Genomic DNA, 20,518 nt, shown 5'->3' with positions numbered 1-20,518 from the left:
TCACGTTTTAGAGTCTGGCACCCTCTAGGATGGAAGCAAGAGATAAAAGCAGGTAATCTTAAACCTTATAGCAAATCCCTTCAAACAGAGTTAAGCAAGATTACGAGAGAAACTTATGTCAGAATTGTCGTTAGGCCAAATATGGGAAATAAGGTTGAAACGCATAAAACAAAAGTTACGACGAACAATAGGAACTAAAGGTTAAGTTACTTTAGTTATAGATGTTCTCAGCTTCCGTGAAATAGTAATACTCTAAACTTAACGAGAAAGGAAAACGTGGAACGGAGTAACCACAATGCAGCTCTTACTATCTTACTTATCATTAAGATAATAATGAGTTAGCCAGCCGTATGCTGATATATGGAAGGGTTGTTTAAGAAGCCATATCCTGAGTTAATACTCAGGATATACAGACGTAAACACTATAATTTGGAAAGTAAAGTTATGAGTAGTGGTTATATGTTATGGACCAACAAAATGTTAGGTATACATGGATATAATGAATATCATAAGCTATAAAAGTAATTTTAGTAAACTTCAAGATGTTTTAGATGGAGAATATGTATGACAAACCCCAACTTATAGAGGAGCCGTATAACGGGAAACTGTTACATACGGTTTTGAAGCCAAGTGGGGAGGGGTGACTCTCTCTGCTTAGGTAACAGGGACATTTATTCTAACACAGAGATAGAAATGGTTAACGCGTATACGTCGTTGCCCCTGTCCGCCAATAAAAGGTTAGCCACGCAGTAAAAGTAATGAAAAGAACGGTTGTGCAACGGAAAAAACAGGAAACGCCCACTGCGTGGGCTTTTAATGAACTATTTTTCTAATCCGCTGCACAACCGTTCGTCTAAAGATTACAAGTTTACTGAAACGCCAAGTTTGTTTGGTGATGTGGAAAAACAGTTTCCTTTGAAGCTCCCACAGGGGGCGCTTACTGTTTTTCCATTTCTTATCAAGAAAAAAGTAGGATAAAAATCATTATTCACCAATGGTGCGAATAGATACTTTTTACTGACAAACAATAAAATATATTCCTTAAGTTGACGCCATTGAGGGTATAAAGACGAAATAATGATGCACCCTGTTCTAAATTTTATGCATATGTTTTTATCAAACATTATAAGTCAATTATTTTTAATATACTTTTTTGTAATCATGAACAGCGCTTACCAAATCTTGACTTATCTATGATACGCTATAACACCCCTCTTCTAATGGTATTGATCTTTTTGTTATTGACCTTAGGAGTAGGTCTTTACGTTAGCCAAAGGGCAACTACCTTTCGAGCATATGCTGTAGGTAATAAGCGGCTGCACACAACTACATTGGTCCTTACTGTGTTGGCTACAGTCTTTGGAGGGGGATCGCTGATGCAGACTGTATCAAAAGTTCATATTATAGGCCTGTACTATATAGTTGTAATTTTTTCTATACCATTGGGTTTATGGATAAACAGTCTACTGGTGCTGCGTATGGAGCCATTTATGGCGCATCTTTCTATTGCAGAGACGTTAGGTAGCGTATATGGCAGATACACAAGGGTTATTGCTGCGCTATTAGGCATCTGCTATTCTATTGGTATGGTTGCCATTCAAATCAATGTAATGTCCTCCGCCATTGGCATGTGCATCCATTTAATTGATCCGCGCATCGTAACCGTTCTAGCAACCTTAATCCTTATTGCTTATGCGATGGTTGGGGGTATTCGTTCCATTACGATTACAGATATATGGCAATTTGCAACCTTTACGATTATTATTCCTCTGCTTATTAAATTTGTATTTATAAAAGCAGATCAATCATTTCTAGAAGTTATCTGGACGATAAAAAAGCAAGAAAAATTTCAATTCAGCAGTCTTTTTCAATGGAATAAAGAACAACCATTGAAACTTATTTGGGATAGTCTAGTGCTAGCATGCTTCCTAGATCCATCTGTTGTACAGCGCATCTATATGGCTTCTAGTCCTATTCAAGCCTATAAGGTTTTTTGCCGTGTCACGCTTTTTAGCTTTATCATCATAGGGTGCATTGTGTCTATTGGTTTACTTGCGTTTGTAGGGAATCCAATGCTCCCGGCAACAACCATTTGGCCATATATTCTAGCTGATATGCCCCCTGTTTATAAAGGATGTGTCGTCCTTAGTTTATTAGGGATGGCCATGTCTTCAGCTGATTCTAACTTACACACTACGGCCATTATGGTTAGCCATGATATCGTAGAAAGTATTCGAGGCATAAAAACCATCCCCTACGTGCATCAGCTTCGACTGGCTAAGTTGACTACATTAGTCACCGGTCTCTTGGCTATGATTATAACGGTTTATTATTCTGATTTGCTTCAATTAAGCAAGTTTGTTTTTACTTCTAATATGACTTTTTTTAAAATTATCATCATACCTCCTTTTAGCTTAGCTGTTTTTGGTTTTCGAGGCAGCGCACGTACAGTTTTGATCGGAATGACAATAGGTATACTGACTGCTTTGACTTTGGGAAAGTGGCTTAAACTGACCATAGGGGGAATAGGCTGGGGATTACTTCCCATGGTAGCCAATGGTTTGGCTATGATGGCTGCACATTATCTGCTGCCACAACCGGCTGATAAGGGGTGGATTGGGAAGAATCATCAACAAAAAAGAATACAACAGCTGATACGGGCGTTTAAAAAATATAAAAAAAGTATAGACCTAGAATAAGGGATGCTTAACCTTACTTTTTTGTATCTGTTCACGATACTGGTTAATAATGCATTTTATCCCACTTTTTTCTTGATAAAAAAGTGGACAAAAAATCAAGCCCTCGGTAAAAAGCCGCTGAAAGTGCCATCTTACAGATGGAAAAACAGAAAGCGCCCCCTTTGGGGGCTTCAAAGGAAACTGTTTTTCCTAATCATCTGTAAAATACCACTTTCTATAGCACGACTTTTTACAGGGTCGGTTTTTTTGACGCAAAAAACCACTGCGCTGAACACATACGCTTTTACTGCGTACCAACTTTTTATTGGCGGACAGGGGCAACGACGTATGCTTATTAGGCACTTCCATCTCTGTATTAAAATAGGTGTACCTGTTACCTAAGCAGAGAGAGTCACCCCTCCCCACTCGGCTTCAAAACCGTACGTAACAGTTTCCCGTTATATTGCCTAAACGACGGACCCAATACCTATTGAGGACCCTCTAAAGAAGGTATGGGCACTGCTATCAGCTGAGGTTGGTTGTAGTCAACCCCTTCTACCTCAAAACCAAATAATTTATAAAACTCATGACGGTACCCTATAAAGTCAGTAAGGGTAGCTACATTGGTATCATCTACTTTTGGCCAAAGTTCCGAAACAGCTTGTTGGACATCTTCCCGCATCTCCCAATCATCGATACGAATCAAACCCTGTAGATCTACAGGCACCTTACCATCTTGTCTATACAAACGATCTGCATATAACCTGTACATCTGTTCTATACATCCCTCGTGTAGCTTTTTTTCCTTCATGACCTTGTAAATCAATGAAATATAAAGCGGTACGACCGGTATAGCTGCGCTTGCTTGGGTCACCAAAGCTTTATTCACAGCAATAAACGCCTGCCCATCAATAGAACGGAGCCGCTGTTGTAGCACTTGACTTGCTGCTGCTAAATCTTTTTTGGCTTCCCCAATGGTTCCTTTGGAGTAGATTGGATCTGTTAGCTTGGGCCCAAGGTAAGTGTAAGCTATGGTTTGTGCAGCCTTAGCCAACAGTTGCTCCTCTAATAAAGCCTCCATCCACATGATCCAATCTTCACCTCCCATTACTGCCACTGTATCTATTACTTCTTGAGGCGTTGCAGGTTCAATACAAACATTCGAAAGATGCCCACTTATGATATCAATGGTTTTATTGCTATAAGCCGCCCCAATAGGTTGTAAAGTAGATTTAAAAACTATACCCGTTTGAGGATGGATGCGACGAGGCGATGCAAGGCTATAGATAACCAAATCTACTGCACCACCCCAATCTTGTTTTATTAACGAAATGGCTTCTTGCTTAATAGCATCTGAAAATGCATCTCCATTAATACTTTTAGCATAAAGCCCTGCTTGATGGGCAGCTTGCTCAAAAGCAGCTGCATGGTACCAGCCAGCAGAAGCGGTTCGCTTATCGTCAGCTGCTCGCTCCAAAAAGACGCCTATAGTCTGGGCTTGCGCACCAAAAGCAGCCACGATTCTACTGGCCAAACCATAACCAGTAGAGGCACCTATGATGAGCACCTTTTTAGGGCCAGAGGCAATTGGAGGACAACTAGTTACATACTTAATCTGCTCATGTACATTCTTTGCACAACCTGCTGGATGAGCGGTGGTACATATAAATCCACGTACTTTTGGTTCTATTAGCCTATTCATTTTAAGGAATTGTTGACTTATTTACGAAGGTATGCGCGTCAAGCGCTTCTGAGTGGTCCGTAGCATCTTCAACTGTTTCAGAAGATGGATCAACTTCTGAAAGGTGATCACGCTTATAGTCATTTATGACGCTATGTTCCTTACCCATTTTACATTTCCCATCAAAACAAGCTCCTTCTTCAAAGACCAGTTTGCTGGCCATAATATCGCCCCATACCGTTGCGGTTGACCTCAATACAAGCAACTCGATCACTTCTATGGTTCCCTTTACCTCCCCACCAATTTCAGCATTTTGTGCTACAATATTGCCCTCCACCTGAGCAGTATGATTCAAGACTACCTTTGCTTTTGTCTTGATACCACCTGTTATTTTACCCTCTATACGCAAATTACCTATAGTATTTATATTGCCTTCTAAATGAGAACCCTGCCCTATAATGTTGCTAATGGTTACAGGATTTGTACTCTTTATTTTGTTGTTAAACATCTTTTCTAGGAATTAATATAATCTTCCGGATTTAGTGCAACGCCTTCGCCCCAAAGCTCAAAGTGTAGATGTGGACCGGTAGAAATTTCTCCAGAGTTGCCCATAAGGGCCACTACATCGCCTGCCCTAACCAAGTTACCAACTTTTTTAAATAAAATGGCACAATGTTTACAGATTGAAACGATGTTATCATAGTGTTGAATCACAATCACCCAGCCTGTATCAACGGACCAATCAGAAAAAATGACAATACCCGTTGATATGGCCTTAATGGGGTCCTTGTCTTTGGCCACAATGTCTACACCATAATGATTGCCTTCTCTATGGAAGGGTTTTGTAATCATGCCATTAATAGGGGGCACTAAGCAAGCAGGCCTATTTGCACCAGCTCTTTTCTGACTAGTTGATACCGCTACAGAGGGCTCAGGTTTTACGTCCGCTTCTACGGGTTCCACAAACGCAGCAGGGAGGGGGTGGGATAATGGCTGTTTAGACGTGCCTTGAATGATCTTTTGAAGTGTGGCAATAAACTCCGTTTGGGAGATAATTTGCTGTTCCAATGCTTCTACAGTAGCAGCTAAAGAAAGTATTTTTTTTTGATTTTCTGTTTCTATATAGATGGGATTCATCCATCTGGCTAAAACCGTTTTAGATAGCCACAGGCTGATGCCAAAGCTTATACATAGCCAAGATAAACACACGGTAATAATGATAGCATAGCTAAAAGGAGGCGTTATATGTTCTGCAAAATTTTCAACATTTCGAATCACCAGCTGATATCTACGTTCGAAATAATCCCAAAAACTTCTATGTGTACGCAATGATCAACTTATTTACGATTACCCTTTTTAAAACCACGCCTACCCATTGTGCTTAGGGTTTTACTGAGTATATCTTAACGATTGTGGGCGGCATTGGATTCGAACCAACGACCTTTCCGATGTCAACGGAATGCTCTAGACCATCTGAGCTAACCACCCTTAAGGGCACAAGCACTTGGTACAAAATTTAATGCATATAAAACCTGCATACTTCATAGAAGCGCCACTTGATATAGGCCGCTTTTTTCCGTGCGCACGGGGGGACTCGAACCCCCATGCCCGAAAGCACCACCCCCTCAAGATGGCGTGTATACCAATTTCACCACATGCGCAAAAACTTCAGCTGCTTTATACTTTAATTTCAACTGAAATAAACCTATTGAATTTAGCATATATTAGGGTATTTGCCAAATATTGCATCGATGATTTGGATACCTAGAGTAGGCCTGAAAAAATCGAACAAAAATATTTTAATTTACTTGCTGTAGCGTATAGTCTAAGGTCTTAAAAATAAATCTGTCTCTTCACGTCATTGGTTCATAAGACATTTTTATTTTTACTTTTTGTTGGTTGCATTCCATCCATCAGCATGGAATGTTGATGGCATCACGCTGCTGAATATGTTTGTCCCTAAGGGGAACAAAGCAGTGCTACGATTCACCTTAGTTGCATTAAATTTTAATGGTTCCTCGAAAGTGAATCTGAAATAGCCAAGACCGATCAATAGCATTAAGAGTATACACCATGCTATATGGATATAATTTTTATTATAACTGCCATGATGGTGATTGTATACACTTGTTGCGTTTATTACTACATGGTAGCGATAGGTATCACATCTACTTTGCCGACCTTCTGTTACACGCGAGCCAAATATCTGCCTTGTATGGACGCAAGAAGATAAGGTATTAAGGCCTAACAATGCAATGAATAGGCTTGCCTTATAGTGGATATATTTTTGATTTATAGTATTTTGAGCCATTGCATCAATAACGTGCGCCTTATCAACCAGCGAACCAAAATTGTATGTGTTCAGCGCAGTGGTTTTTGCGTTAAAAGAACAACGCCCCTGAAAAAAGTCGCGGTTTAGAAAGTGGCATCTTACAGATGATTTGGAAAAACCGTTTCCTTTAAAGCCCCCAAAGGGGGCGCTTTCTGTTTTTCCATCTGTAAGATGTCACTTTCAGCGGCTTTTTACCGAGGGCTTGATTTTTTGTCCACTTTTTTATCAAGAAAAAAGTGGGATAAAATGCATTATTAACCAGTATCGTGAACAGATACCCAAAATTTGCCATTAGGAACCAAATCTCCTGGATCTTTGGTCGTTGCATTACTATAGCGCTTTTCAGCTGATAGCATTGGATGAACGTGTTAGGCTACTGGACACTGCTGAGCTTGGCATAATTTTTCTATATGCTTTATAAGGCTTTTTACCACATAATTCTCGTACATAAAGTAATAAAAGGATACTACTATATCTATTATAGTTTGTCCTTTGTAATTTTTTATACACGCATCTGCCTTATGTTTCACTAAAAGATCAAAGATATCATCTTGAGGCCCCATATTTCCAGTAGCATCTTATCCAGAATCTTTCTGGTTGCACAAAATAGAGCTGTCTCCTCAGCGTTATTTTGTACATTCACATCAGCCCCTTGACCTAATAAGAATCGAATCGTATCTTCATCCTCTGTTATTACTGCCTTCATCAATAGGGTATCGCCGTCTTTATTCTTTGCATTTACATTTAGACCTTTACCATGCCAATATTTAATACATTTTAACCAATGCTCCTTGCTTAATCGCCAATTTATTTTGTTACCCTCCAAGCAATATGTTACCCGATTGCTCAACCGATCTTTGCCCGACAAGTCGTTCAAGACTGTTTGATCCATGCTTTTTAAGATCTCATCATCCAATACCATAGGATGTTTTACCTCACCAGAAGGTTTCTTGGACCAAGCGAAGCGTTTCTGAATACGCTTTATGACCTCTGGCTTCTGTTGCGTCCCCTTAATAATAGAACGTTCTTCAATAAAACGTTCTTCTACATTTGCAGACGTTATATTGGATCGTAATTTGGCTGGTAGTGTAGGACTTGTATTGAATTTAGTCAGCTGAGTACTTACATCCGGAACGACTGATATTGAAGATAGTGCAGCTGTCTCAAATGCTTGCCTTGCATTTACACAGGGAGACAAACTATAGAAATATAACAGCCCGATCCATAGGCCTAGCTTAGGGTATATATATTTTTTGTTCATAGCAGTGTTATTTAGAATGAATGCTACCATTAAGCATAACCAACCAGCAACATGATGCACATAGATAGCGCATAGCGCTATCTACATTTCCATGCTACTTAAGTTTAACTAAGGAAAAAAAAGAAATCTCCAGCAGGAGACCATACCATCAAAATAACCCCTTAGCCTTTGTTTTTCTAGCTGCAAAAAAATATACAATTGCAAATAAAAGTAAAAAAATCATACCGCTGCTCTATATAGCGCTTTTCTTATCAAGAATTTCGGCAAGGCAGTATGCGCTTAAGTAGGGATAGACTGGTTAGGTGAGTAGGATGGAAGCAGATGGTGTAAAGGCAGACCACCTCTACGCTTGGGCGCAGTTGCATTGGGTCCTAATGACGCTATGGGAGGCCACCACGTCACATAAACATAACTTGCATAAACTACAACGAACACCATCAGCCATAACCCTGCTACTAAACGAGCTGTTCTCAACTCATTACAATAATTACGATCTTCTCCGCTTTGCGCATTTTCTATTAAATGGCCGCACATAAGCAATCATCTATGCCCTATCTGCTTTGCTTAACTTTTTATAAAAGCAAAAAACCTTAATGCAGTATAATGGAACCTATGCGCCTCTTACACCATATGCATAATTAAAATCTAATTGATACTATAAAAAAAATAAATTACAATTCCAAAGTAATAAAAGTGAGGCATACAATGTAACACTGCGCTGCAAAAGGGTATATCAAAATGAGGTACTTTCTTATAAGGTATTATAGGGATATTATAGCCACCGATAAAGCAACATTTTTACCGGAGGCCATAAGCAAGGGATATACCCATAATTGATGCGGCAAATAGGTTAGGCTAGCCGTAGTGGGCAGAAATCAAGCTATCTATCTAACCCTTATGTATCGCATCGGAAATTTTTGCTTTAATGTCTGCTTCTATTTTGTTAAACAACTCTGGATGGTCCTTTAAGAGCTCTTTGCTCGCCTCTCTTCCTTGGGCGAGTTTATGTTCTTCGTAGGAAAACCAAGAGCCTGCCTTCTTCACGACACCCAATTCTACACCAATATCAATCAGTTCTCCAACCTTAGACACCCCCTCTCCATAGAGAATATCAAACTCAACGACCCTAAAAGGAGGGGCTACTTTGTTTTTTACGATTTTAACCCGCGTGCGTTTCCCTGATACGGTACCATCACTCTCTTTTAGTGAGGTTAGACTACGGATATCCAGGCGAACAGAAGCATAGAACTTTAATGCATTTCCACCAGTAGTGGTTTCTGGGTTGCCAAATAGCACACCAATTTTTTCTCTAAGCTGATTGATAAAAATGCAAGCACATCCCGTTTTATTAATGGTTCCGGTAAGTTTGCGCAAAGCTTGTGACATTAAACGCGCCTGTAATCCCATCTTACTGTCACCCATATCCCCTTCTAGTTCACTACGAGGAACCAATGCTGCTACAGAATCAATGACTAAAATGTCTATGCTCCCAGAACGGATCAGATGTTCCGCTATTTCCAGCGCTTGCTCACCATCATCTGGCTGCGCGATAAGCAAGTTTTCTGTATCTATACCCAAGCGTTCTGCATAGCTTTTATCAAAAGCATGCTCCGCATCAATAAAAGCAGCTAGCCCACCTTTCTTTTGCGCCTCTGCAATACAGTGCAAAGAAAGGGTGGTCTTGCCAGAAGACTCTGGCCCATAAATCTCAATAATTCTACCACGAGGTATTCCACCCACTCCTAGTGCTAAATCTAAACCCAAAGAGCCGGTGGAAATGACAGGAATATCTACTATATGATTGTCGCTTAACCGCATAACTGCCCCACGGCCATAGGTCTTTTCTAATTTATCAATGGTAACTTGTAGCGCTTTTAATTTTTCTGTATGATCAGTCATATAGTATAAGTTTTAAAAAATAAAAATGGCCTAAATTTTTTAGTAGTTTAATGCATAGCTCTTCAGTGGCATGACCATGCTACGCAAAAAAACAAAAATCGCCTCTTCTAAAGCGTACGGGCGCAATTCCTTGGCTAAACATACTACATTTATTTGATATCGCATCACAACAGCTCTACCTTGCATACAAGGTAGAGCTGTTGCACGATATCTCGTATCTTTGGTAGGCCTCCAAATGGGTAGCCTACCCTTTAAATTTTTGAATATAAAAAGTTGAAAACTTATTTCTTAACCAAGCGGAAAGCAATGGTTATAACATATATCATGCAACTACTATTAGCCATGAGCTGGCTACATGCAGCTGCTGCTTTACCCATCAAAGAGGTAATCATAGGCGTCAATACTAAACACAAGGAAGCCTTATACAAGCACTCTATTTATCAACCCCACGCGACTTTTTTAGGTATGCCTATTGAAAAATGGCTCTATCAATGGGGACAAAACCATCACAATATTGAAAAGATAAAAAATGAAATCACATCTATTCAGCAAGCATATGCCTACCGCATCCGCAAAGCGGTGCGTGAAAAAGAAAAAATGAAGCACATCGCCAAACGAGATCGACTTATTAAGCGCAAAAAATATGCCATAGCAAATGGGAACCGCCTCATGCGTATGGGTGAAAAACCCTTACACTATGATCCAATGTATGTACACCATAATGAAAAAATATTTTTAAACTACCTACATGCCAAAGGATATTTAGATACTGAAGTTACATCTAAAACTGATTTTAAGAAAAAAATAGTATCTGTTACTTATTACATAAAGCCAAAGCATTTGTATAGAATTGCTTCAACAAGTTTACAAATAAGTCATAAACCCATACGAGAGCTATTAGCTAGCCACCATGATGAAAGTTTAGTTAAGATAGGCTGCCCTTATCAATATCAAGATTTTGTTAACGAACAAGCGCGTATTATCAACTTATTGTCTGACCATGGTTACTTTGAATGCGATGAACAATATGTATATTTTAAAGCGAATCTATCAGAGGCAACCCATACCATAGATGTGACTACTATAGTAACCATACCGGAAGCCACCGTGCATCAAACCAAAATAGGCCGTGTTGTGGTAGATCTAACCACCCAAAAAGATTACCAATGCAGTGCTACACCTCTGCAAACCAAAACATGCCAGAGCCTTGATTTTTTGGTCCCATCCGACCGCTATCCTTTAGACGATCTAGCAAGAAAAATACCCCTTCGTCCTGGTGATCTTTATAATAAAAGTAAAATTCTAGAAACCTATGAACGACTCTACCGCATTGCCACATTTGAGTCCATTTCGATTTTGCCCAAAATAGAAGCGGAGCAGCTAGTCATTTATATTCATGCCAAGCCTTATGAACGGGTAAGATTACAAACAGAATTGGGTGGGGAATGTGTTAACCTCAACCTGAAGCGACTCCGCCCTACCATCAAGTTAAACACTGCCATAAGACGGGTTGGTGGACTAGGCATACTGCATATAGAGGCCAGTATTGCACTTAGGGAGGAATTCATAACCAAAGCAGCTACCAAGCTTGTGCAGCATATTGCATATGGATTGCGTGGTAAATTTACCACGCCACGTTTTATCTGCTGTTTACCAGAAAAGCGCAACCTAATGTTGGAAAACTTTAATCCAAGCACCAGCATAGACATTGGCTACAGTTTTACAAAAAATCCTATTTACAGTAACAAAAAAATAGATGCCGCCTTAAATTATGATTGGTCTAGTAAACAGGTTGCATACGAATTTTCGCCCTTTAAAGTAGTATTTGACTACCCTAAAGTCATAGATGAAACAAAAATCAGTCAACTAAAATTAAGAGCACCTTCTTTTTTGACAAGCATAGGGTGTATAGCCACCATAAGAGCGGCAACCCCAACGCTCTATCTCAACGCGTTAGATAGATATAAATGGATGGTTTCAATTGCCATAGAACATGGCGGCCTATTTGAGCACCTTGCCCTGTTTAAGCAGATTTTACCTAAAACATTTCAATTTTATAGGTATATTAAAATAGATATAGGGTATCGTCATGCTTTTAATTTTACAACCCATACGACCCTAGCTTGCCAAACTAAGTTTGGTATGGCTAGAGGCTATACAACAGCAGATAACGTACATCCAGACAAACAATATGCCATAGGAGGACATGGTAGTGTACGGGCTTGGGATAGGCAAATGATTGGCCCTGGTCTATACCAAGGAGATAAAAAAGAGGAGCAAAAAGGTGATTTGCTTTTGCTAGGGAATATAGAATTGCGTCAAAAATTAATGGGTTATCTAGAAGGCGCCCTTTTTCTGGATATAGGCAATACCTGGCGGTTGTCAAAAGATGCTCCCCAATCCATGCAATTCTATAGGGATTTTTATAAATCTTTTGCTTTAGGCGGCGGGTTTGGGTTAAGATTGAATTTTTACAATACATTTGTACTTTGTGGGGATTTAGCTTTTCCATTACGTAGACCTTCTGGAAAGGCACTACAAAAGCTACAACCCGTTTTTAACCTAGCCATTGGGTATCCTTTTTAAGGGTAGGGTAAGTCATTCCCTGTTATCATAACAGGACAATTTTTTTTTTGAATAAAAAAACCTAAATAGGTCATAAGTATATGCAACCAAATACAATAGCACTTAGGTTAAGTATCGATGAAGTGAATATAATTATTAAAGCTTTGTCTGAAAAGCCTTTTCGAGAAGTATATGAACTAATAGGTAACATTCATACCCAATCCAATGCACAGCTCAAACGAAATGGCACCCAACTGCAACCCAATGAACCGATGGGTACAGAGCATATAGATGGCAAAGGATGATGCTATACTTTAACTTTTTTGACATTACTTTTGCCATATGATCATCGAGCAACTCTTAACAGCCATGATTGGTGTAGGCAAATGGCTGCTTCATAACCAACGAAACGTATTGGAATTTAGTCTAGTAGTTGCATCCATTTTTACCCATGTTTTAGAGGCACGTCAAAATATTTGGAGCAAAATTTTGGCCTTTCCTATTGCTTTTATGAATATTTACGTCTACTCCGTTAGACGACTCTATGGCAAAGTAGTCTATAGCATTATTTTTATATTCTTTAATCTATATGCCTATTTAAGATGGAAGGGAACCACCCATCGCAAGCCTGTAAAAGTGAGTAGAACATCCTATAAAGTATTCTTGTCCATTACCGGTATGAGTATCTTGGGGGGAATGGTTTGGCGCTTTGTAGTAGGTAGATATTTTAATATATCATCGTATGGGGATGATTGTTACCTTGCTTTTGGCTTTATGGACAAATGGTTGATGTCCCATAAAAAATTAGAAAGATGGATGATCGCCCTTTTTCGCTATATAGTTTTCTCCCTAGCCTGCTATCAAAAAGGCGCCATAATGCTCAGTATACATTACCTTATTTTATCGTGCATAGGTGTTTATGGGCAAATAAAATGGTACTTATCTTACAAAACCATGAAAGCATCTTAGCGGCCTACCTTTCGTAGCTGTTATAAGTGGAGCTATATGGCCATTTTACAATAGCTGTTGCACCATTTAGTTAGACATAAAAACAGGGTTTGGCCCGCTATAATAGGTAGAACCATACGCAATATGCATGTATTTAAAGAAAAAAACAGTAAATTGGAGAGATCAATGCCCAATGCCTAAACCGTATTGGGTTTTCAGTAGGGTTTGTCGCCTTAAGTTAATAGACATTTAAACATAGGTGAATAGAAGCTTCTGACCAAGGAATAGGGAAGGAGTATTTTCTGTTCCAGAGTGGTATAATACATATAACTTACGAAATCTTAGTAAAATGCCTTGTGGTAGGAAAAGAAAAAGACAAAAAGTAGCTACACATAAGCGTAAAAAACGGCTTAGGTTAAATAGACATAAAAAGAAAAATAGATAGCCCTTAAGTGTCAAGAAGCATTATTATCTGCTTTGTTTAACTATTTATTAAATAGCTACTAATTGCTTTCTTGGTTTCTGTAAAAACGTAAACAAAATGAGCGCGTGGGTAACGAATTGATAATTAATAGTACGGATAATAATTGTAGAATAGCACTGCTAAAAGATGGAAATCTTTTTGAATATCAAGTAGAAAAGGAAGATAACAAATTCAAAGTAGGTGATATTTATTTGGGTGTTATTAAAAAAGTAGTGCCCAGTTTAAATGCAAGCTTTGTGGATGTAGGATACAAAAAAGATGCTTTTTTGCATTATTTGGATCTTGGTCCACAATTCAATTCTTTGAAAAAGGCGATTCAATTTGTACGACACCAGCAGGGCAATGTAAAGAATCTAGCCAACTTTGTAGTTGAGCCATCCATAGACAAACTTGGTAAAATTGGGGATTTACTGACAAAAGGGCAAGAAGTATTGGTTCAGATTGTTAAAGAGCCTATTTCAAGTAAGGGGCCTCGTATAGCTTCCGAATTGACTTTACCAGGTCGTTATATGATCCTCATACCCTTTGTAGATACGATTAGTATTTCCAAAAAGATTACCAATCCTGAAGAGCGGGATCGGCTACATCGTTTAATTGCGTCCATTAAACCTAAAAACTTTGGTGTCATTGTGCGTACTGTAGCCAAAGGCATTGATGTGGCTACATTAGACAGGGATCTGAAAGACCTGATCGACAAGTGGAAAAAGGGAATAGAGCAATTGGCCGCTGCATTACCCGGGGAAAAAGTAATAGGAGAAGTAAACAGAGCCTATACTATTTTACGGGATATGCTCAATGAGTCTTTTGACAGTATTGTGGTGGATGACCAGCTCCTTTATACCGAAATAAAACAATATATACATACTATTGCACCTGATAAGGAAAAGATTCTTAAATTCCATCAAGGTAAGATCAAGCTCTTTGAACAATTGGGCATAGAGCGGCAATTGAAAACACTTTTTGGTCAAACGGTTGGCATAGAGGGCGGGGGCTATTTAGTGATTGAGCATACAGAAGCCATGCATGTCATTGATGTGAACAGCGGGAATAGAGCGGTGGATGAAGAGGGAAAAATGGCCTTAAACGTTAATTTAGCTGCTGCACAAGAAATTGCACGGCAGTTGCGTCTACGGGACATGGGCGGGATTATAGTTGTGGATTTTATAGACATTAAGGACCTAGAAGACCGTAAGCTCCTTTATCAAAAAATGAAGGAGCTCATGAAAGAAGATCGTGCTAAAACTTCTGTTTTACCCCTGTCAAAGTTTAGCATTATGCAAATCACACGCCAGCGGGTGCGTCCAGAAATGAATGTAGTCACCAGGGAGCTTTGCCCATCTTGCAATGGAACAGGCAAGATTGATGCCTCTATATTGGTTTCAGAAAGAATTGAAGAAAACTTACGTTTTGTTTTAATGAATCAAAATGAAAAAGGGATCAGGCTTTTGGTACATCCTTACCTCTATGCCTATTTTACCAAAAATATGATCTCTAAACGGTTGAAATGGTTCTTAAAATATGGTAGGTGGGTAACCTTGGTGGAAGATTCTTCAATGGCGATCACAGATTATAAACTGGTCAATCAAAATCAAGAAGAAATAGAACTCCATTAGTGCTTTTTTATCTTATTATCTTGAATAGACTTGGCTGGCTACTAAGCTAAGTCTATTTTTTTATTGCCTTTTAATGGCATAAAACAGAATATGTGTATGGTGTCTTCTACCTACTTGCAAATGACTGCTCACCCAGCTGGCCCTATTAAATTTGTATAATTCACAAGGAACCATTACATTAATACTAAGCACAAAAAGGATTTGAATTGATTGAAGGAGTCGAGCAAACGATCCTTTTTGAGGAGGCATGGCGGGTAATAAGCCATAGATCTACATTGTCTTTTGCTTTTTATCAACTTATAACAACCAGTTGAGTAAAATGTAAAAAAGAGCAATAATGCTAACGAACATAACGCGGTTAACAATAAAAATGAATTATGGAGCGCATTAAACTACCTAAATGTAGTGCAACCCCTATTTTAAGTGCAACCCCTATTTTAATAGGCACTTTTAGCTTGCTACTTTGCTTATGTACAAATGCACATGCAGCGCGTGTACAAAATAGGGCACCCAAAAACTCTTCTACAATCCTACAAAAGATAACTGAGTTTTACAAGCAATGTGGCCTTAAAAAAATAAAAAAAATAAAAGTTTTAGAAATCAAGCAGTATATCAGTTGCAACAGGCCATAACCGGCAGTTTATCCAAACAAACATGGGACAACGTTAACCTTATTATACCTTATTTGCAACAAGCCAACACCCAGATAAATAGCGATGCCTCTGCCATTGCGATTGCTACCAAAGGATCCCCTTTACCACATCACAACAACCCGTTGAATAAAGTAGCTGCAGACACGTTATTGGAAGAACCGCTGGGTGTTCACACATTTATTCAGTCCACTACACATCAGCAGGTATCAAGCAGATGGGCCAACTTTTCATTTGATTGCAGCATAGGCCTTGGGGCTATTTTTTACACAAACCGATTAGAGCAGATGCATTTACTGCAAAGGCAACAAGGTAATTACTTTTTTATAACTAAGACAAATGAAGCATACAAACCCAATTGGTTCCACGATACATTATATCAAGTCCGTGGCTTTAATCCATCTAATCATACCGCATATGGTGGTAGGGTTACCAACACAGCATTTCAAGGCAAAGGATTGGGGTTGCCTATTACACTAGGCATACAATATATTTGCTGGAAACAGCTGTTTGTAGGTATGGGTAGAGAAATGGTCTTTAATAGGACCTATAAACTGCTCCACAATAATGAAGATATAACGCATAAGGCATACATTTTGCATAAAAAATGGTCCACGCAGGGCAGATGGTTTGTTAAATGTGGGTGGTATATGGTTAGCCATCAAAAACATAGGTTTTTTGGAGACATACGTCTATTCTATGTGCAGCACTTGGGTCATATGTTCTCTAAACTGGTCACTTTTGGTCCCTATTTACACCAAGCATTGGCCTATAATTTGGGGTTAGGGTATGAGCAGCAGCTTACAGATTACTTTTCATGCATTACCCGTCTTTCTATGGAAAGGCAAAGATTCAAACAATTTACCCATACAAAATCCTATGATTATAATATTCAGTATAAACAACCAGCTCTTTATCTACAAGTCGGCATCTCTATGCGACCTGTAAAACAGGCCCCCTATAAGGCTTTAAAGTGCAAAGAACCTCAGTGTAAAAATAATACATTAAATCACATAACTAAACTAGAAGGTCTCCAAGACTTGCTAGAGGCAGATTAGTTGCGCGCTACAAATATTGTTTATAACTATAATATTTATTATAATGGGGCTAGTTATCTGATATTGTATTTCTCCTAAAGCAGGTAAGGCTATAGGTTGGGTAGATCACTGGCTTTTTACGGCCTTCTTTCAGAGAGGCTTAGGCAGGAGGATAATTGTAAACTATATAATTTTTAACCTATTTTGCTATGAAAATTAAAATCGCGTTACTTGGCTTATTTTTTGCCAATAGTATGATAGACCCTATATATGCTGATCCATATGAGTTCCAATTAGAAGCAGATGAAGTAGATGGTGCATCATTGGTAGAGAAGGATGCCTTAGAAACAAAGGATGCCACTAAAGCTGAGCAGCTCATAAAGGTGGGTGCTACGGTTAAGATGAGTCCTTCTATTATATATCAAGACGAAGCAATTTCTACTGGAAACAGCCTAAGCGCACAACTAAAGTTTAGTGCAAATGTGCCAAAAGCTTGGTGTAATAAGGAGGTGAAAGTTTCTATAGGAACTAATTGGAATGGAAAGGAATTTAACGTTAACAATACTGCTGTAGCCATTGGGAAGATGGTAACAATGGGTTATACTTCTACTATTTTTGGCTATGAAAAAGCAGATGGTTCCTTTCTTATATCGCCAAGTGAAACTGTATTGCAACTAAAACATGCGTATACTTTTGGTTGCTTTCAATTAGGTTATGCGATTGAAAGGCCCGTTAAATTAAAATTAGGATACTTTGATAAAAACCACTCAGAAGAACAAGACGATGACGAAAAAGAAAAGAGTCGAGTAAATAAATGGGATAAACTAGACAATAAAAAGCGTCCTTTTCAGACTAAAGATCGTATTCCAGCCTTTGGTATTAATATAGGGGTTGTTACAGACCAATGGAATATTGGTCTAAGTGGATTGGGTCGTTTGACAGATTATACTCATGGTACACATGAGAAAGGCTCGAAAACACATTACTTCCTTTCTGCAGGTGGCCATCTAGGCATTCAGTATGAGATACCTAAGCAATTTACACTTACCTTACAGGGTGTTTATGTGCATGGTTTGGGTGATTACCTACTAGGGCTCGCAGCCATTCAAGACAATAAAAAACGCGAAGAAATGTGTGCGGCCTATTATATAGATCAGGAAAAAGATAAACTGTATGCTATAAATGCATTCGGAGGAGGGCTTATGTTGGCATATTGTGCAACACCTAAGTGGACACTCTCTGTAAGTGGATCTTATCTACGCATACTAGAGAACGAGCACGAACACAGGCCTGCTCAAGCTTCTAAATATCAATATAATATAGTGCCAACCCTTGCCTATGAAGTCAACAAATATTTTACGCTTTCTGGTGGATATAATCTAGTAAAAGAAGGGAGACAAAAAGCGGAAAAAGATAAAGCGATGCAGCATAAATTATCTGGCTGCATAAAGTTTAGCTTGTAATATTTCTACACCTTAATGCTTATAAAAGTATTATTGAACCATCTCAGTTTGTCATCATTGGTTATGTATGACACCTGAGATGATTGCATATATATGCTTCCCTGCTCGCTCGCTTCAAGAGATCAGACAATAAGGGTAGGCAAAAATAATATATTGACATGAATACAAACAAAATACAAGCTGCTATTATCTTGAGTATAGGATTGGTGGTGAGTAGTATGATTTTTGGCCTAGCATTTTGCTATGTCCGTTCAAAATCTGTAGCGTACATCAGCGTAAAAGGGCTTGCAGAAAGAGAAGTAGATGCCAATGTAGGTATATGGACTATTAGGTTTGAAGCAATAGATCATGATTTAGAGCAAGTTAATAGACAAATTACAAACCAAACAGAAATATTGGTTGGCTTTCTAAGTCAGAAAGGATTTGTAGATAAAGAAATTATCTATGGTACTCCTGAGTTAAGTGACCATGGGAAATATGATTCAAAGAGCTGTAGGTATTCCATCAAAATGGAAATTATCGTACATACACCAAATGTATTTTTAATCTATGAAACCGTACAAAAATCTCAGGAACTAGTGAAAATGGGGGTTTGCCTAAGGGGCCACTGGGATGGACTAACTAAATTTATCTTTACAGATTTAAATACAATTAAGCCATCTATGATTCAAGAGGCCACCATAAATGTAAAAAAAGCTGCGCATCAACTTGCCGCTGATTCAGATGTTCGTTTAGGCATACTACGTAGAGCCGTTCAAGGCGTTTTTTCTATAGAGGATACCCATCTACCTACTAAAAAAAGGTGCGTGTAGTCACCCAAATGGAATACACTATTCAATAACTATACCTATTCAGGTTGCTAGTTTATGGCTTAGATACCATTAAAATTAATATGAATGGTCTTGATATTTTACTAATTATACCACTTATATGGGGGGGGTATAATGGGCTAAAAAAGGGGTTTATTGTAGAGCTGATTGCCTCTTTCCTATTGGTATTTGGTTCTATAAAAGGTGTAACCTTATTTTATACATTGCTACCTATCATAGCACACAAGTTACCTACTTTAGCTACTTGCCTGCCTATTTGCTTAGCCATTCTAATGCTTTTCATAGGCGGATTGGTAATCTACTTGTTAACGAAATTGATTAAAGGCATTGTGGTCATTAGCCTGCTGGGTATGTTTGACAATCTGTTAGGGGGGGTATTTGGGTTATGCAAAGTGGCATTTTTTATAAGCTTATTGATTTACTTTTGGGGTTTTTTAGGACTTACGGTCTTGCCTAATGCCTATACAGATACTAGCCTTTTATTTCCACTATTGGAACCGATTGCCCCAAAGATCTTACAATGCTTTACATCGATAGATCATCTATACCCATTTAAACAATGGTGCCAAATAAAAGATTTACCCCTTCGTAAATCCAAGCCATAAGTCGTATCTGTTCGAGTCATTGTTTTTTTGTATGTATTCAGCGCGATGGTTTTTTGCGTCAAAAAAACCGCCCCTGTAAAAAGTCGTGCTATAGAAAGTGGCATCATACAGATGATGTGGAAAAACAGTTTCCTTTGAAGCCCCCAAAGGGGGCGCTTTCTGTTTTTCCATCTGTAAGATGGCGCTTTCAGCGACTTTTTACCGAGGACTTGATTTTTTGTACACTTTTTTATCAAGAAAAAAGAGGAATAAAATTCACTATTAACCAGTAATGTGAACAGATACGTTTTTTTACATTAAAAGAAAACCACCCCTGTAAAAAGTCGCGGTGTAAAAAGTGGCATCAATGTGTAGTAGTTAGGATTTAATCTGACAATTGTTAAATTATGATGATATAAATCTTAACTACTATGAACTTACATCAAAAAATTATCAAGCCTAAATTAGGGTTATTGGAACTAGCTAAAACATT

17 protein-coding genes and 2 tRNA genes are annotated in these 20,518 nt (G+C 38.6%); 10 read left to right on the top strand and 9 right to left on the bottom strand.

The annotated features are described in order from the left end of the window. A partial coding sequence (locus NLX65_RS02925; RefSeq protein WP_260537016.1) for a hypothetical protein occupies positions 1 to 198 on the top strand: 198 nt, incomplete at its 5' end. Positions 199 to 1,193: 995 nt separating this feature from the next. Continuing rightward, the gene (locus tag NLX65_RS02920) at positions 1,194 to 2,699 is read left to right on the top strand and encodes a sodium:solute symporter family protein (protein ID WP_260537014.1); all 1,506 of its coding nucleotides are present in this window, start codon (positions 1,194 to 1,196) and stop codon (positions 2,697 to 2,699) included. A 466-nt stretch (positions 2,700 to 3,165) separates the two neighbouring features. Here the strand turns inward: NLX65_RS02920 and fabV are convergent, their stop codons facing one another. The 9 genes from fabV to recA form a co-directional block, all read right to left on the bottom strand. Further along, positions 3,166 to 4,380: an enoyl-ACP reductase FabV gene (gene fabV / locus NLX65_RS02915; RefSeq protein WP_260537012.1), complete on the bottom strand. Its 1,215-nt coding sequence runs from the start codon at positions 4,378 to 4,380 to the stop codon at positions 3,166 to 3,168. A gap of 1 nt (position 4,381) precedes the next feature. Continuing rightward, complete coding sequence (locus tag NLX65_RS02910; protein WP_260537010.1) at positions 4,382 to 4,867, bottom strand: bactofilin family protein; 486 nt, start codon at positions 4,865 to 4,867, stop codon at positions 4,382 to 4,384. A 5-nt stretch (positions 4,868 to 4,872) separates the two neighbouring features. Beyond that, entirely contained in the window at positions 4,873 to 5,496 is a 624-nt protein-coding gene (locus NLX65_RS02905) for a M23 family metallopeptidase (protein WP_260537008.1), read from the bottom strand. A gap of 276 nt (positions 5,497 to 5,772) precedes the next feature. Further along, a tRNA-Val gene (locus NLX65_RS02900) sits at positions 5,773 to 5,847 on the bottom strand. A gap of 91 nt (positions 5,848 to 5,938) precedes the next feature. Next, a tRNA-Leu gene (locus NLX65_RS02895) sits at positions 5,939 to 6,020 on the bottom strand. 224 nt (positions 6,021 to 6,244) lie between these two features. Next, positions 6,245 to 6,670 (bottom strand): hypothetical protein, encoded by a 426-nt coding sequence (locus NLX65_RS02890; RefSeq protein WP_260537007.1) that lies wholly within the window; start codon positions 6,668 to 6,670, stop codon positions 6,245 to 6,247. 550 nt (positions 6,671 to 7,220) lie between these two features. Beyond that, entirely contained in the window at positions 7,221 to 7,952 is a 732-nt protein-coding gene (locus NLX65_RS02885; RefSeq protein WP_260537005.1) for an ankyrin repeat domain-containing protein, read from the bottom strand. Positions 7,953 to 8,231: 279 nt separating this feature from the next. Continuing rightward, positions 8,232 to 8,486 (bottom strand): hypothetical protein, encoded by a 255-nt coding sequence (locus tag NLX65_RS02880; RefSeq protein ID WP_260537003.1) that lies wholly within the window; start codon positions 8,484 to 8,486, stop codon positions 8,232 to 8,234. Positions 8,487 to 8,840: 354 nt separating this feature from the next. After that, entirely contained in the window at positions 8,841 to 9,851 is a 1,011-nt protein-coding gene (gene recA / locus NLX65_RS02875) for a recombinase RecA (protein WP_260537001.1), read from the bottom strand. A 306-nt stretch (positions 9,852 to 10,157) separates the two neighbouring features. Between recA and NLX65_RS02870 the strand changes: the two genes are divergently transcribed. The 8 genes from NLX65_RS02870 to NLX65_RS02835 all read left to right on the top strand — a co-directional run bounded on the left by NLX65_RS02870 (position 10,158) and on the right by NLX65_RS02835 (position 20,046). Further along, positions 10,158 to 12,437 (top strand): BamA/TamA family outer membrane protein, encoded by a 2,280-nt coding sequence (locus NLX65_RS02870; protein ID WP_260536999.1) that lies wholly within the window; start codon positions 10,158 to 10,160, stop codon positions 12,435 to 12,437. An 80-nt stretch (positions 12,438 to 12,517) separates the two neighbouring features. Beyond that, on the top strand, positions 12,518 to 12,721 hold the full coding sequence (locus NLX65_RS02865; RefSeq protein WP_260536997.1) for a hypothetical protein: 204 nt from the start codon (positions 12,518 to 12,520) through the stop codon (positions 12,719 to 12,721). A gap of 37 nt (positions 12,722 to 12,758) precedes the next feature. Then, positions 12,759 to 13,385 carry a nicotinamide mononucleotide transporter family protein gene (locus tag NLX65_RS02860; RefSeq protein WP_260536995.1) on the top strand — a complete coding sequence of 209 codons (627 nt, stop codon included), beginning with the start codon at positions 12,759 to 12,761 and terminating at the stop codon, positions 13,383 to 13,385. A gap of 528 nt (positions 13,386 to 13,913) precedes the next feature. After that, on the top strand, positions 13,914 to 15,461 hold the full coding sequence (locus NLX65_RS02855) for an Rne/Rng family ribonuclease (protein WP_260536993.1): 1,548 nt from the start codon (positions 13,914 to 13,916) through the stop codon (positions 15,459 to 15,461). Between the two features lie 616 nt (positions 15,462 to 16,077). Next, positions 16,078 to 17,169, top strand: a complete 1,092-nt coding sequence (locus tag NLX65_RS02850; RefSeq protein ID WP_260536991.1) for a hypothetical protein — start codon at positions 16,078 to 16,080, stop codon at positions 17,167 to 17,169. A 188-nt stretch (positions 17,170 to 17,357) separates the two neighbouring features. Then, positions 17,358 to 18,611: a hypothetical protein gene (locus NLX65_RS02845; protein WP_260536989.1), complete on the top strand. Its 1,254-nt coding sequence runs from the start codon at positions 17,358 to 17,360 to the stop codon at positions 18,609 to 18,611. Between the two features lie 158 nt (positions 18,612 to 18,769). Next, positions 18,770 to 19,423, top strand: coding sequence for an SIMPL domain-containing protein (locus NLX65_RS02840; RefSeq protein WP_260536987.1), 654 nt, complete (start codon positions 18,770 to 18,772; stop codon positions 19,421 to 19,423). Positions 19,424 to 19,503: 80 nt separating this feature from the next. After that, positions 19,504 to 20,046, top strand: coding sequence for a CvpA family protein (locus tag NLX65_RS02835; protein ID WP_260536985.1), 543 nt, complete (start codon positions 19,504 to 19,506; stop codon positions 20,044 to 20,046). The last annotated feature ends 472 nt before the right edge of the window (positions 20,047 to 20,518 follow it).

The organism is Candidatus Cardinium sp. TP (genome assembly GCF_025215055.1).
Classification (GTDB): Bacteria; Bacteroidota; Bacteroidia; order Cytophagales; family Amoebophilaceae; genus Cardinium.
Note: the sequence above shows the minus strand (reverse complement) of the source record. Positions and strands in the feature narration are given on the sequence as shown.